Genomic DNA, 14823 nt, shown 5'->3' on the forward strand with positions numbered 1-14823 from the left:
AGGACGAGCCGGTGGCGACCCCGGAGCCTGCGCAGGCGACGCCTGCGACCGACGACGCGCGCCCGACGCGGTCCTACGAGGACCTCGTGCCGGGTTCGCTCGCGTGGATCGCTGCGACGCACGGCGGCTCGTCCGACGACGGTGCGGCCGAGCTGGAGGACCAGCCCGGTGACCACGCGCGCCGCGACGCGGGGGACCGGCGCCGAGCCGCCAAGCAGGCCAAGGCCGAGAAGCGTCTTGCCGCGCGCCGAGCCCGTGAGGAGCAGCGAGCCGCCGCCAAGGCCGAGAAGGATCGTGCCAGGCGCGAGCGCGCCGAGGCCAAGGATCGTGAGGCGGCCGAGCGGGCGGAGGCCAAGGAGCGCGAGGCCGAGCAGGCCGAGGCCCGCAGGGCGGCGCAGGAGGTCGAGGACGAGCGGACGAGGCAGCTCGCCGAGGAGCAGGCCGCGGCCGCGCGGGTCGAGCAGGACCGACGTCGCCAGGCCGAGAGCGCTGCGGCGGAGCAGAAGGCTCAGCGCCGCGAGAAGAGCAAGGCCGCGGCCCTCGCCGCCCTGGCCGGACGCCCGACCACCGCTCGAGCCGACGCCCCCACGTCCCAGGACGTCGCGGACCAGGACGCTGCGCCCGAGGACCCCGACGCGCAGGACCCGATGCCGGGCGACGGCACGCCGGAGCAGGAGTCGACGACGACCCGGTCCGAGGACGGCTCCGCTGCCGACCTGGCCGAGGAGACGGCCCTCCTCGACGCCGTCGGTGCCGCCCACCAGGACGTCGAGGCCACCGAGGTCACCGAGGCCGACGCCCAGGACGCCCGTGCCGACGCGCGCGAGTCCGAGCACACCTCTCAGGAACCGGTGGACCGCGGCGGTCGAGGTGACGACCGCCGAGCAGCGGCGGCAGCCACCGTGGCGCGTCGTCGCGAGAAGGCCGAGGCGAAGGAGCGGGCCCGCGCCGAGAAGGGCGAGGCGGCCCGGCGTCGTCGGGCCGAGAAGGCGCCTGCCCGCGAGATCGACGACAGCGTGCCGGAGCCGCCGTCGGTGCCGCAGGAGTCCTCCTCCTTCGGACCGGCGCGTGTGGTGTCCCTGGTGGGCGTGGCGATCGGCGTGCTCGGACTGGTGGCCTCGGTGCTGCTGGCGCTCGCCGCCCTCCTCGTCGCCTTCGGCTTCGACGCCGACGCCGGTGTGCTCCGGGCGGTCGCCGTGGTCGCGGACCCGCTCACGGCACCACTGCGTGGCCTGGTCGCCTTCTCCGGGGAGAACGCTGCGGCCAAGGAGGCGTTCGTCGCCTACGGCGGCGGTTCGGTGGTCTACCTCATCGTCGGGGTGGCTGCGCCGTCGCTGCTCTCCCGCCGCGACGCCTGAGCCGGCGGTCGGCCGGCACCGCGGGCGACGCGGCGTGCAGCGATGTGACCGACGCCATTGCCGGTGTGGGTGGCCGCGCTTGTAACCCGCCGGTAACCTGCGACGCAAGGCTGCCCTCACCACGTGGAGCTCCACGTGGGAAGGTGGACCTCCCGACCACGCGACGCCGAGCGTCGCGTCCCCGACCACAGGAGGGTCCTCGTGACCAACATCGTCGTCGCGGTGAAGTACGTGCCGGATGCCACGGCCGACCGCACCTTCGACTCGTCCGACAACACCGTGGACCGTGAGAACGTCGACGGTCTGCTGTCCGAGCTCGACGAGTACGCCGTCGAGCAGGCCCTCAAGGTCGTCGAGGAGGGCGACGGCGAGGTCACCGTCCTCACCGTCGGCCCCGACGACGCCGCCGACGCCGTGCGCAAGGCGCTGCAGATGGGCGCCGACAAGGGCGTGCACGTCAACGACGAGGCCATCGCCGGCTCCGACGCGTTCGCCACGTCGCTCGTGCTGGCCAAGGCCCTCGAGAAGCTCGAGTACGACTTCGTCTTCTTCGGCATGGCCTCGACCGACGGCGGCATGGGTGTCGTCCCGACGCTCGTCGCCGAGCGTCTCGGCCTGCCCGCGGTCACCCTCGGCGGCGAGATCACCGTCGACGGCGAGACCGTGACCATCAAGCGTGACGGCGACGTCGCCACGCATGAGGTCCAGGGCACGGGCAAGCTCGTCGTGAGCGTGACCGACCAGACCGGCGAGGCCCGCTACCCGTCCTTCAAGGGCATCATGGCGGCCAAGAAGAAGCCGGTCGAGGAGTGGGACCTGTCCGACCTCGGTGTCGACGCGTCCGACGTGGGCCTCGACGCCGCGTGGACGAAGGTCGCCTCGACCGAGCCCCGCCCGCCGCGCACCGCCGGCGAGATCATCACCGACGAGGGCGACGGCGGCTCCAAGCTCGTCGAGTTCCTCGCCTCCAAGAAGTTCGTCTGAGCAGGGAGAGCAGAGACATGTCCGAAGTCATCGTGCTCGTCGACGTCGTCGACGGCAACGCCACCAAGCCCAGCCTCGAGCTCCTCACGATCGCCCGCAAGATCGGTGAGCCGTCGGCCGTCGTCTTCGGCGCCGACGTCCCCGGCTCGCTGGCCGAGCACGGCGCCGAGAAGATCTACCAGCTCGACGACGCCGTCTACGGCGAGTACCTGGTCGGTCCCAAGGCCGAGGCGCTCACCAAGATCGTCACCGACTCCTCCGCCTCGGCCGTGCTGGTCCCCTCCAGCACGGAGGGCAAGGAGATCGCCGCCCGCGTCGCGCTGCGGACCGAGTCCGGTCTCATCACCGACGCGGTCGACGTGAAGGTCGACGGCGACGTCGTCACCACCACGCAGTCGGTCTTCGCCGGCAACTTCACCGTGGACGCCCAGGTCACCAAGGGCATCCCGGTGATCGCCGTCAAGCCCAACTCCGTGGCCCCCGAGGCCGCCTCGGGCGCCGGCACGGTCGAGGCCGTCACGATCGAGGTCTCCGACGCCGCCAAGGGCGCCAAGATCGTCTCCACCAAGGAGAAGGCCGCCTCCGGCCGTCCCGAGCTCACCGAGGCCGCCATCGTGGTCTCCGGCGGCCGTGGCACCGGTGGCGACTTCACCGAGGTCGAGGCGTTCGCCGACAGCCTCGGTGCCGCCGTGGGCGCCTCGCGCGCCGCGGTCGACTCCGGCTGGTACCCGCACAGCTTCCAGGTCGGCCAGACGGGCAAGACCGTCTCGCCGCAGCTGTACGTGGCCAACGGCATCTCCGGTGCCATCCAGCACCGCGCCGGCATGCAGACGTCCAAGACCATCGTCGCGGTCAACAAGGACGACGAGGCGCCGATCTTCGAGCTCGTCGACTTCGGCGTCGTCGGCGACCTGAAGACGGTCCTGCCGCAGGCCACCGAGGGCATCGCCCAGCGCAAGGGCTGATCGCACTCCTGCCACGAGGGCCCCGGACCACACGGTCCGGGGCCCTCGTGCGTCCCATGGTCCGACCGAGCCAGGGGGAATGGCCCATCGGGATCAGGTTCCAAGTTGGTTAAGACGTCGTCCGGCTCTGTCGTGCGGCCCTGTCGCGGTGATAGCAATAGGGGCGCACGCGCCTGCGTGCACCCATCTTCACAGGAGGAATCCATGCGTCTCTCCCGACGTACTCGCGTCGCGGGCGTAGCCCTGCTCGCCGCGGGCAGCCTCGTCCTGGCGGCTTGTGGCGGGGGCGGTGACGACTCCGGGTCCACCGACTCGGTCATCACCAACTTCAGCACCGAGCCCCAGAACCCGCTCGTCCCCACCTCGACGAACGAGACCGGTGGCGGTCGCGCCATCGACCTGCTCTTCGCCGGCCTGGTCTCGTACCAGAAGGACGGCTCGAGCGTGAACGAGGTCGCGGAGTCGATCGAGTCCGAGGACAACGTCACCTGGACCGTCAAGCTCAAGGACTGGGAGTTCTCCGACGGCACCCCCGTCACCGCCGACTCCTTCGTGGACGCGTGGAACTACGGCGCCCTCAGCACCAACAAGCAGCTGAACAGCTACTTCTTCTACCCGATCAAGGGCTTCGACGCCGTCCAGGAGGAGAAGCCGACCGCCAAGACGCTCGAGGGCCTCAAGGTCGTCGACGAGAAGACCTTCACGATCGAGCTGAACCAGCCCGAGGCCGACTTCCCGGCGCGTCTGGGCTACTCGGCGTTCTACCCGCTGCCCGAGTCGGCCTTCGACGACATCAAGGCCTACGGCGAGGACCCGATCGGCAACGGCCCGTACAAGATGGACGGCAAGGGCGCGTGGGAGCACGACGTCCAGATCAAGCTCGTCCCGAACGACTCCTACGACGGTGTCCGCAAGCCGAAGAACGGTGGCGTCACGCTGAAGTTCTTCACGAACCCCGACACCGCCTACACGGCCGTCCAGACCGGTGACCTCGACGTCCTCGACGCCGTGCCGCCGAGCGCCCTGTCGACGTTCCAGTCCGACGACAGCGTCCAGGCCATCTCCGAGCCCGGCTCGGTCTTCGGCTCGGTCACGATCCCCGAGAGCCTGGCCGGCTTCGGCACTAACGACGAGGGACGTCTGCGTCGTCAGGCCATCTCCAAGGCGATCAACCGCGAGGAGATCACGAAGAACATCTTCGACGACACCCGCACGCCGGCCGTCGACTTCTCGGCTCCGGTCATGCCCGGCTTCGACAAGGAGATCCCGGGCAGCGAGGTGCTGAAGTTCGACGCCACCGAGGCCAAGGACCTGTGGGCCCAGGCCGACGACATCGCCGAGTTCGAGGGATCGTTCACGATCTCCTACAACAGCGACGGTCCCGGCAACAAGGAGTGGGTCGACGCCGTCGTGAACCAGCTCAAGAACAACCTCGGCATCGACGCCAAGGCCAAGGGCTACGCCACGTTCGACGAGCTGCGCACCGACGTCACCAACCGCACCATCAAGACCGCCTTCCGCACCGGTTGGCAGCCCGACTACCCGTCGATCTTCAACTACCTGGCCCCGCTGTACCAGACCAAGGCCGGGTCGAACGACGGTGACTACTCCAGCAGCGAGTTCGACGACCTCATGAAGCAGGTCGCAGGCGAGCCCGACGAGGACAAGCGCTACGCGCTTCAGTCGCAGGCCCAGGAGGTCCTCTTCAAGGACCTGCCCGCCATCCCGCTCTGGTACTCCAACGTCGCCGCTGCCGCGTCGAAGAACGTGGAGAACGTCGAGTTCAACTGGCAGAACCAGCCCGAGCTGCACCTCATCACCAAGAAGTAGCTCCGGCGCCCGCACGACCACCCGTGGGGCAACACCTCAGGTGTTGCCCCACAGGTGTGTCCGGGTCCCTCGGTGGCGCTTCCGCCCGCGGCGTATCGTCGTGGCGGGTCGCGGTGTCGCCGCCCCCTCAGACAAGGAGTTCTGCCCATGTGGTGGTACGTCGGCAAGCGTCTCCTCCAAGCGATCCCGGTGATCCTCGGAGCCACGCTGCTCATCTACGCGATGGTGTTCCTGCGACCGGGAGACCCGATCGTCGCCCTGTTCGGCGACAAGCCGGTGCCCGAGGGCACCTACCAGGCGCTGCGTGAGCAGTACAACTTCGACAAGCCGTTCCTGGTGCAGTGGCTGCTGTTCCTCAAGGGCGCGCTGACCCTCGACTTCGGCACCGCGTTCAGCGGCCAGCCCGTGATCGACCTGGTGCAGCGTGCCTTCCCCGTGACCATCAAGCTCGCCCTCATGGCCCTGGTCATCGAGGCCGTGCTCGGCGTGGCCGCGGGCTTCTACGCCGGCATGCGGCGCGGCAAGCTGTTCGACTCCACGATGCTGGTCGTCTCGCTGCTCGTCATCGCCGTGCCGATCTTCGTCTTCGGCTTCGTGCTGCAGCTGCTCGTCGGCATCAAGCTGGGGGCGCTACCGGCGCTCGTGAGCTCACAGGCGACCTTCCAGGAGCTCCTGCTGCCGGCGATCGTGCTGGGACTCGTGTCGTTCGCCTACGTGCTGCGCCTGACCCGCACCTCGGTCATCGAGAACCTCACGGCCGACCACGTGCGCACCGCCCGTGCCAAGGGCCTGCCCGACGGCCAGGTCAACCGGCGCCACGTGCTGCGCAACTCCCTCATCCCCGTGGTGACCTTCCTCGGCGCCGACCTCGGCGGCCTCATGGCCGGTGCGGTCGTGACCGAGGGCATCTTCAACGTCCCCGGGGTCGGCAACCTGGCCTTCGAGGCCGTGCGACGCGGGGAGACCCCGACGATCGTCTCCGTCGTCACCATCATGGTGCTCGTCTACGTCGTCACCAGTCTCGTCGTGGACCTGCTCTACGCCCTGCTCGACCCGAGGATCCGCTATGCCTGACGGCCGCTCGCCCAAGATCCGACCCGGCCAGGAGCGGTACCTCGCCCGGCTGGAGGACACGCCCCTGCACGACGTGGGTGCACTCGACACCACCGCGCCGCCGGAGAGCCAGTGGAAGGAGGCGTGGAAGCAGCTGCGCAAGAACCCGCTGTTCTACGTCTCGGCCGCGCTGCTGGTCTTCCTGGCCGTCGTGATCGCCTTCCCCGGGCTGTTCACGAGCAACGACCCGAGCTTCTGCCAGACGGGCAAGAGCCTGGCGGTCGGCGAGCCCGGGCACCCGCTCGGCTTCGACCGACAGGGCTGCGACGTCTACTCGCGCATGATCTACGGGGCGCGTGCCTCCGTGGCGGTCGGCGTGTTCACCACGCTCATCGTCGCGCTGCTGGGCCTGGTGACGGGCGCGGTCGCGGGCTTCTACGGCGGGTTCTTCGACTCGCTCATCTCGCGCATCGCCGACGTCTTCTACGCGATCCCGCTGCTGCTCGCCGCCATCGTCCTGCTGTCGGCCCTCAACAACGTGTGGCCCGACCGCGGCTTCTGGGGCTCGGTCCTGGCGATCGTGCTCGCGCTCGGCCTGTTCGGCTGGCCGCAGGTCACCCGTATCGCTCGTGGCGCGGTCATCGAGACCAAGCAGCAGGAGTTCGTCGACGCTGCGCGCGCACTGGGCGCCACGCCGCGCCGGAACCTGGTGCGGCACGTGATCCCCAACTCGCTGGCCCCGGTCATCGTGACCGCCACCGTCTCGCTGGGCATCTTCATCGTCGCCGAGGCCACGCTGTCGTTCCTGGGCCTCGGCCTTCCGACGAGCATCGTCTCGTGGGGCAACGACATCGCGGCCTCGCAGAACCAGGTCCGGGCCGGGCAGCGGCTGGGCACCATGTTCTGGCCCGCGGGCGCGCTCGCGCTGACCGTGTTCAGCTTCATCCTCCTCGGCGACGCCGTGCGCGACGCCCTCGACCCGAAGGCCAAGAAGCGATGAGCAACCCGAACCCCGAGGGTCGCCCCTCCAGCGAGCAGCCGCTGCTCGAGGTCAAGGACCTGCACGTCGGCTTCGAGGCCGACAAGAAGACGATCGTCCCCGCCGTCATCGGCGCGAACCTGACGGTCTACCCCGGTCAGACCGTGGCCATCGTCGGCGAGTCCGGCTCGGGCAAGTCGACGACGGCGCACGCCATCATCGACCTGCTGCCCGGGACCGGGCGCATCACCGGTGGCCAGATCCTGTTCGAGGGCACGGACATCGCCCACGCCAAGCGGTCCGACATCATCGCGCTGCGCGGGTCGTCCATCGGCCTCGTGCCGCAGGACCCGATGTCGAACCTGAACCCGCTGTGGCGGGTGGGCACCCAGATCAAGGAGTCGCTCGAGGCCAACGGCGTGGCCAAGGGCAAGGCGGCCGACGCACGCGTGGTCGAGCTGCTCGAGGAGGCCGGTCTGCCCGACGCCGAGCGACGCGCGCGGCAGTACCCGCACGAGTTCTCCGGCGGCATGCGCCAGCGCGCGCTCATCGCCATGGGCCTCGCGGCACGCCCCAAGCTGCTCATCGCCGACGAGCCCACCTCGGCCCTCGACGTGACCGTGCAGAAGCAGATCCTCGACCACCTCGACCGGCTCACCGACGAGCTCGGCTTCGCGGTGCTGCTCATCACCCACGACCTCGGTCTGGCGGCCGAGCGCGCCGACCACCTCGTGGTCATGTACCGCGGCCAGATCGTGGAGTCGGGCCCGGCGCTGGAGATCCTGCAGAACCCCCAGCACCCCTACAGCAAGCGCCTCGTGAGCTCGGCCCCCTCGCTCGCCTCGCAGCGGCTCTCGTCGGTCCAGGCGCGGGCCGAGGTGCGCGAGCAGGCGGTGCAGACCGCGGCCGAGATCGCGGCCGAGGTCGCGACGGACTCCGGCGAGTTCGGTGAGGGGTCCAGCACGATCATCGAGGCCAAGGACCTCACCAAGGTCTTCAAGATCCGCGGCAGCCGCCCCGGTCAGTCCACGGACTTCACGGCGGTCGACCGGGTCTCGTTCCGGCTCGAGCGCGGCACCACGACCGCCATCGTGGGGGAGTCCGGCTCGGGCAAGTCCACCGTGGCTCGCATGGTGCTCGGCCTGCTCGACGCCACGAGCGGGTCGGTGGAGTTCGACGGTGTCGACATCACCAGCCTGCGGTCCAAGAAGCAGCAGCTGGCGATGCGGCGGCAGATGCAGCCGGTCTTCCAGAACCCGTACGCGTCGTTGGACCCGATGTACTCGATCTACCGGTCCATCGAGGAGCCGCTGCGGCTCCACGACATCGGCACCTCCAAGGAGCGCGAGGCCAAGATCCGCGACCTGCTCGAGAAGGTGTCGCTGCCGGCGTCGGTCATGACGCGCTACCCCAACGAGCTGTCCGGCGGGCAGCGGCAGCGCGTCGCCATCGCGCGGGCGCTCGCCCTGGACCCCGAGGTGGTCATCTGCGACGAGGCCGTCTCGGCGCTCGACGTGCTGGTGCAGGCGCAGATCCTGAACCTGCTCAACGAGCTCCAGAGCGAGCTGGGCCTGTCGTACCTGTTCATCACCCACGACCTCGCGGTCGTGCGGCAGATCGCCGACCACGTGCTGGTGATGCAGAACGGCCAGGTCGTCGAGCAGTCGAGCGTGACCGACGTCTTCGAGAACCCGCAGCAGGACTACACGCGGATGCTCCTCGACGCGATCCCGGGCGGGTCGATCCCGCTCGGCGTGGTGGAGGCCGGCGACGCCTGATCCGGTGACGGCTCGGGGGTGACACCAGGTTGACTCGTTCGAACATCTGTTCGATCATGGGTAGGTGTCCGCAGCCCGTCCAGCCCTCGAGGTCGTCGCCGAGCTGCGGCGCGAGGTCGAGCGGATGCAGGGCGCACCCGCACGGCAGGCGGTGCCCACGCACCCGGCCCTCGAGGGCCTGCTGAGCCTCGAGACCGGTGGGGTCTACGGCGTCGACGCAGCCAGCCTCGCGCTGCTGCTCATGTCCGGCCCGTCCGCGGCCGGCACGTGGTCCGCGGTCGTGGGCGCGCCCGACCTCGGGGTCGAGGCCGCCGTGGCCATGGGGGTCGACCCGCACCGCACCGTGTTCGTGCCGGACCCGCAGGACCGGTGGCTGGAGGTCACCGCCGCCCTCGTCGACGTCGTCGGCCTCGTGGTGGTGCGGCCGCCGTCCGCCGTCGGTGAGGGCGACGCCGCCCGCCTCGGTGCGCGGCTGCGCAAGCAGGGCTGCGTGCTGGTGCCGTGGGGCGTCTGGCCCCGGTGCGACGCCCGGCTCACCCTCGCGACCACGCGCTGGGCGGGGGTGGGGGCGGGTGACGGCCACCTGAGGGCGCGTGAGGCCACCGTGACCGTGCACCGTGGCACTGCTCCGAGTCGGACCCGCGACCTCCTCCTGCCGGCCGACGACCTGACCGTGCGACCTGTGCGCCCGCAGGTCGCGGCGCCCCCGGCCACCGGGGTTCCCGCCATCGTGAGGAGCCCCGTGTTCGTCAGGAGCGCAGGATGAGGACGCTCGTGCTCTGGTGCCCTGACTGGCCCGTGCGGGCCGCCCTGCCGGACCTGCCGCGCGACGTCCCCGGCGCGGTCATGGACGGCGGCCAGGTGCTGGCCTGCAACCACGCCGCCCGGGTGGAGGGCGTGCGCCGCGGCATGCGGCGCCGTGACGCGCAGGCGCGGTGCCCCGAGCTCGCGCTCGCCGACCACCGCCCGGAGGTCGAGGCCCGGGCCTTCGAGGAGGTGCTGCTGGGCGTCGAGGAGCTCAGCCCCGCCGTCACGCCGCTACGGCCGGGACTGTGCGCGCTGCCCGTGCCGGCCCGGTTCTACGGGGGCGAGGAGGAGGCGGCGGCCGTCGTCGCCGAGCGGGTCGTCTCGCTGGCGGTGTGGGACGTGCGGCTTGGGGTGGCCGACGGCCTCTTCGCGGCCGAGCAGGCCGCCCGCCGTGCGGTGCCGCAAGGGGTCCACGTGGTCGAGCCCGGTGCCGACGCCGCGTTCCTGGCTCCGCTGCCGGTCGAGACGCTCGAGGCGCCGGAGGTGGTGAGCCTGCTGCGTCGCATGGGCCTGACCACGCTCGCGCACCTGGCGGCCCTGCCCGCGTCCGACGTGCACACCCGGTTCGGCACCCACGGTGCCCTCCTGCACCGCCTGGCCTCGGGCCAGGATCCTCGGCTCCTCGCCCGGCGTGAGGTGCCTCCCGAGCTGGGCGGGATCCTCACCCTCGAGCCGCCGGTCTCCAGCTCCGAGACGGTGGCGTTCAGCCTGCGGTCGGTCGCCGAACGGTTCGTCGCGCGCCTGGCCGACCACGGCCTGGTGTGCACCGCGCTCGGGATCGAGGTGGAGGTCGACGACCAGGTGGCGTCCACCCGTCGGTGGGTCCACCCGCGCTGGTTCGGTGCGGTCGACGTCGTCGACCGGGTGCGCTGGCAGCTGCAGGGCGGTCCGCTGCCGGGACCGGTCGGCGCGGTCCGGCTCGTGCCCGAGAGCGTCGCGCCCGTCGGCGAGCACGCACCCGCCCTCTTCGGGCCCGGTGGCCGGGGTGCCGCGACGGCGCAGGAGGACGACCGCGTCGAGCGCGGCATCGCCCGGGTGCAGGGTCTCGTCGGTCACGAGGGGGTGCTCGCCGCCCGGGTGCAGGGTGGCCGCTCGCCGTCGGCCCGGCGTCTGCTCGCGCCGTGGGGCGAGCAGACCCAGCCGGCGCGTGCCGTGGGGGCTCCCTGGCCGGGCTCCGTGCCACCGCCGGCACCGGCCACGGTGTACGCGTCACCGCGTCCGGCCCAGGTGGTCGGCCCCGGCGACCGGGTCGTCGGGGTCGATGGCCGGGGAGCGATCAGCTGCGACCCCGTCCGGTTCCGTGCCGCCGGCGACGAGGACTGGCGTCCCGTGGCGTCCTGGGCGGGCCCGTGGCCGGTCGACGAGCTGTGGTGGGACGAGGCGGCAGCCCGTCGGGTGGCGCGCTTCCAGGTGGTCGGGGTCGACGGCACGGCCTGGCTCATGGTCGTCGAGAACGGCACCTGGTGGACCGAGGCCCGCTATGACTGACGTGCACGAGCCCGTGGAGCGCTGATGGGCTGGAACAACCCCGACGTCCCGTGGCGCGAGCTGGAGGCCCGGCTCTCCGGCCGGCCCGCCCACGCGCTGCCGAGCGAGGGCCGCGACGACCTGCGTCCCGACCCGGTCGACGGCCGCTTCCCCGACGGGGGTGACGGACCGGCGTTCAGCCGCAAGCGCGGACGGTACGAGGCGCCACCCGATGCGCCGGGGAGTGGGCGGCAGATCGATACCGTCCCGTACGCCGAGCTGCACTGCCACAGCGACTTCAGCTTCCTCGACGGCGCGAGTGCACCGGAGGTGCTGGTCGAGCAGGCGAGCTCCCTGGGGCTGGAGGCGCTCGCGCTCACCGACCACGACGGCTTCTACGGCGTGGCCCGCTTCGCCGAGGCCGCCGCCGAGCACCCCGGTCTGGACACGGTGTTCGGAGCCGAGCTGTCGCTGGGCCTGACCGCGCCCCAGCTGGGTGCCGCGGACCCGGAGGGCAGCCACCTGCTCGTGCTCGCCCGAGGGGTGGAGGGCTATCACCGGCTGGCCGCGGCCATCACCGAGGCGCAGCTCGCGGGCGACGAGAAGGGCAGGCCGGTCTACGACCTCGAGCGGCTCGCCGAGCAGGGCCGAGGGCACTGGCACGTGCTCACGGGCTGCCGCAAGGGCTTCGTCCGGCAGGCGCTCGCGACCGGTGGGCCGGCCGATGCGTCGCGCGCGCTGGGACGGCTGGTCGACCTGTTCGGTGCCGGCGCCGTCGACGTCGAGCTCACCGACCACGGCGGTCCCACCGACTCGGCCACCAACGACGTGCTCGCGGCCCTGGCCGTCGAGCACGACCTGCCGGTGGTGGCCACCGGCAACGTGCACGCCGCCGTGCCGTCGCGCACCCGGCTGGCCCAGGCCATGGCCGCCGTGCGCGCCCGGCGCAGCCTCGCCGAGATGGACGGCTGGCTGGCCGCCTCCGGGCAGGCCTACCTGCGCTCGGGCGAGGAGATGCAGGCACGCTTCGCGCGCTACCCGGGAGCCGTGGCGCGGTCGGTCGAGGTGGCCCGGGGCGCTGCCTTCGACCTGCGTCGTGCGGCGCCGCGGCTGCCGCAGACCGACGTCCCGGACGGGTACACCCCCATGGAGTGGCTGCGTGAGCTGGTGAGGCGGGGCGCCGACGACCTGTACGCCCACGACCGCGACCGCGCCGAGGAGCGGCTGCGCCAGGAGCTGGCGGTCATCGAGGCCAAGGGGTTCTGCGGCTACTTCCTCATCGTCCACGACATCGTGGCCGAGGCCCGTCGGCGCGGGATCCTGTGCCAGGGCCGGGGCTCTGCGGCCAACTCCGCGGTCTGCTACGCCCTGCGCATCACGGCCGTCGACTCGATGTTCTACGACCTGCCGTTCGAGCGGTTCCTGGCCGCCACGCGCGACGAGGAGCCCGACATCGACGTCGACTTCGACGCAGGTCGCCGCGAGGAGGTGATCCAGTGGGTCTACGACACGTTCGGACGCCGCAACGCCGCCCAGGTGGCCAACGTCATCAGCTACCAACCGCGCTCGGCGGTCCGCGACGTCGCGAAGGCGCTGGGCTACTCCGTGGGCCAGCAGGACGCGTGGAGCAAAAGCATCGAGTCGTGGCGTGCGGTCGAGACGCCCGAGGAGAGCCCGTTGCCACCGCTGGTCGGTGAGCTCGCCGAGCAGCTGCTGAAGACCCCGCGGCACCTCGGCATCCACTCCGGCGGGATGGTGCTCACCGAGCGCCCGGTGGGCGAGGTCGTGCCGATCGAGCGGGCGCGGATGGACAAGCGCACCGTCGTGCAGTGGGACAAGGACGACTGCGCGTGGATGGGTCTGGTCAAGTTCGACCTGCTGGGCCTCGGGATGCTCGGCGCGATCCAGCGCACGTTCGACCTGCTCGCCGAGCACACGGGGGAGCAGTGGGACCTCGCGTCGATCCCCAAGGAGGAGCCGGCGGTCTTCGACATGCTCTGCCTGGCCGACTCCGTCGGGGTCTTCCAGGTCGAGAGCCGTGCCCAGATCGGCACGCTGCCCCGTCTGCGTCCTCGTTCGTACTACGACCTCGTCATCGAGATCGCGCTCATCCGGCCCGGTCCGATCCAGGGCGGCGCCGTGCACCCGTACATCCGTCGCCGCACGGGCAAGGAGCCGGTCGAGTTCATCCACCCGTTGCTGGAGCCGGTGCTGGCGCGCACCCTCGGGGTGCCGCTGTTCCAGGAGCAGCTCATGCAGATCGCCATGGCGGTGGGTGACTGCACGGGCGACGACGCCGACCTGCTGCGTCGGGCCATGGGGTCCAAGCGCGGCACCGAGCGCATCGAGCGGCTGCGGGAGAAGCTCTACGCCGGCATGGAGCGCCACGGCATCACGGGGGAGGTGGCCGACGGCATCTACGCCCGCATCCAGGCGTTCGCGAACTTCGGCTTCGCCGAGAGCCACGCGTTGAGCTTCGGGCTGCTCGTGTACGCCAGCAGCTGGCTCAAGCTGCACGCGCCGGCGGCGTTCCTCGCGGCGCTGCTGCGCTCCCAGCCGATGGGCTTCTACTCCCCGCAGTCCCTCACCGCCGACGCGCGGCGCCACGGCGTCGAGGCGCGGCGGCCCTGCATCGCCCGCTCACAGGTCCATGCCGACCTGGAGGTCATCGACGACGCGCCGGGCCGTGGGCGGCGGACCAGCACCGGCCTCGACGGGTGCACGCATCGGGTGCAGCCGCCGGCAGGCGACTTCGACGACACTGAGGGCCGGACGGAGCTGCAGGCGCGGCTGGCCGGGCACCGCCGCGACGGCCACCACGCCGTGCGCCTCGGCCTCACCGAGGTCCAGGGCATCGGTGAGGCCGACGCCGAGCGGGTGGTGGCGGCGCGAGCCGACGGTCCGTTCGTCGACATGGCCGACGTCGTGCGACGTACCGGGCTGTCGGTCCCGCAGATGGAGGCCCTCGCCACGGCCGGGGCGTTCGACGTGTTCGGGATCAGCCGCCGTCAGGCGCTCTGGAACGCGGGCTACACCGACGCCCCCGACCTGCTGGCGGGCACGGCGGTGCAGGCGCCACCTCCGATGCTGCCCGGCATGAGCGACGTCGAGCTGACCACCGCCGACCTGTGGGCCACCCGCATCTCGCCCACGGAGCATCCGTTCGTGCACCTGCGACCGCTGCTGCGCGCCGAGGAGGTGCTGGCGGTGCAGGACTGCCCCGACCTGGGCACCGGGCGTCGGGTCCGGGTGGCGGGGCTGATCACCCACAAGCAGCGCCCCTACACCGCCTCGGGCGTCACGTTCCTGAACCTGGAGGACGAGACGGGCATGCTCAACGTGGTGGTCTTCGCCGACGTCTGGAAGCGGCACCGGCGGGTCCTGCAGAACGCGGCGGGCGTGGTCGTGCGCGGTGTGGTCGAGAACGTGGAGGGTGCCACCAACCTGCGGGCCGAGCGGATCGAGCGGGTGGAGGTGCTGTACCCCGAGGCGGCCTCGACCATCGGTCCTCACCGGTCCCGCGACTTCCGGTGATCGACGTCACGTCGGCCCTGCCGAGCGATCTCAGGGAGCGAGAACCGACCGGCGGTCGACTCCGCCGG

Annotated in this window: 10 protein-coding genes; all 10 read left to right on the forward strand. The window is 71.6% G+C overall.

Features of this window, described 5'->3' with window-relative positions; genetic code table 11:
* The first annotated feature begins 11 nt into the window (after window positions 1-11).
* Entirely contained in the window at window positions 12-1358 is a 1347-nt protein-coding gene (locus ASF38_RS13980; RefSeq protein WP_056576740.1) for a hypothetical protein, read from the forward strand.
* A gap of 201 nt (window positions 1359-1559) precedes the next feature.
* Entirely contained in the window at window positions 1560-2342 is a 783-nt protein-coding gene (locus ASF38_RS13985; protein WP_056576743.1) for an electron transfer flavoprotein subunit beta/FixA family protein, read from the forward strand.
* Between the two features lie 17 nt (window positions 2343-2359).
* The gene (locus ASF38_RS13990) at window positions 2360-3307 is read left to right on the forward strand and encodes an electron transfer flavoprotein subunit alpha/FixB family protein (RefSeq protein ID WP_056576745.1); all 948 of its coding nucleotides are present in this window, start codon (window positions 2360-2362) and stop codon (window positions 3305-3307) included.
* Between the two features lie 204 nt (window positions 3308-3511).
* Window positions 3512-5137 carry an ABC transporter substrate-binding protein gene (locus ASF38_RS13995; RefSeq protein ID WP_056576748.1) on the forward strand — a complete coding sequence of 542 codons (1626 nt, stop codon included), beginning with the start codon at window positions 3512-3514 and terminating at the stop codon, window positions 5135-5137.
* A 147-nt stretch (window positions 5138-5284) separates the two neighbouring features.
* On the forward strand, window positions 5285-6211 hold the full coding sequence (locus tag ASF38_RS14000) for an ABC transporter permease (RefSeq protein ID WP_055967092.1): 927 nt from the start codon (window positions 5285-5287) through the stop codon (window positions 6209-6211).
* Window positions 6204-7190 carry an ABC transporter permease gene (locus ASF38_RS14005; protein WP_055967095.1) on the forward strand — a complete coding sequence of 329 codons (987 nt, stop codon included), beginning with the start codon at window positions 6204-6206 and terminating at the stop codon, window positions 7188-7190. Before ASF38_RS14000 ends, ASF38_RS14005 begins: the two co-directional genes overlap by 8 nt.
* Complete coding sequence (locus ASF38_RS14010; RefSeq protein WP_056576751.1) at window positions 7187-8947, forward strand: ABC transporter ATP-binding protein; 1761 nt, start codon at window positions 7187-7189, stop codon at window positions 8945-8947. Before ASF38_RS14005 ends, ASF38_RS14010 begins: the two co-directional genes overlap by 4 nt.
* 64 nt (window positions 8948-9011) lie before the next feature.
* Complete coding sequence (locus tag ASF38_RS14015; protein ID WP_235497738.1) at window positions 9012-9713, forward strand: hypothetical protein; 702 nt, start codon at window positions 9012-9014, stop codon at window positions 9711-9713.
* Window positions 9710-11242, forward strand: a complete 1533-nt coding sequence (locus tag ASF38_RS14020; RefSeq protein ID WP_056576754.1) for a DNA polymerase Y family protein — start codon at window positions 9710-9712, stop codon at window positions 11240-11242. The genes ASF38_RS14015 and ASF38_RS14020 overlap by 4 nt, the downstream gene beginning before the upstream one ends.
* Window positions 11243-11266: 24 nt before the next feature.
* Window positions 11267-14755: an error-prone DNA polymerase gene (locus ASF38_RS14025; protein ID WP_056576758.1), complete on the forward strand. Its 3489-nt coding sequence runs from the start codon at window positions 11267-11269 to the stop codon at window positions 14753-14755.
* The last annotated feature ends 68 nt before the right edge of the window (window positions 14756-14823 follow it).

This window comes from Aeromicrobium sp. Leaf272 (genome assembly GCF_001422865.1).
GTDB lineage: Bacteria > Actinomycetota > Actinomycetes > Propionibacteriales > Nocardioidaceae > Aeromicrobium.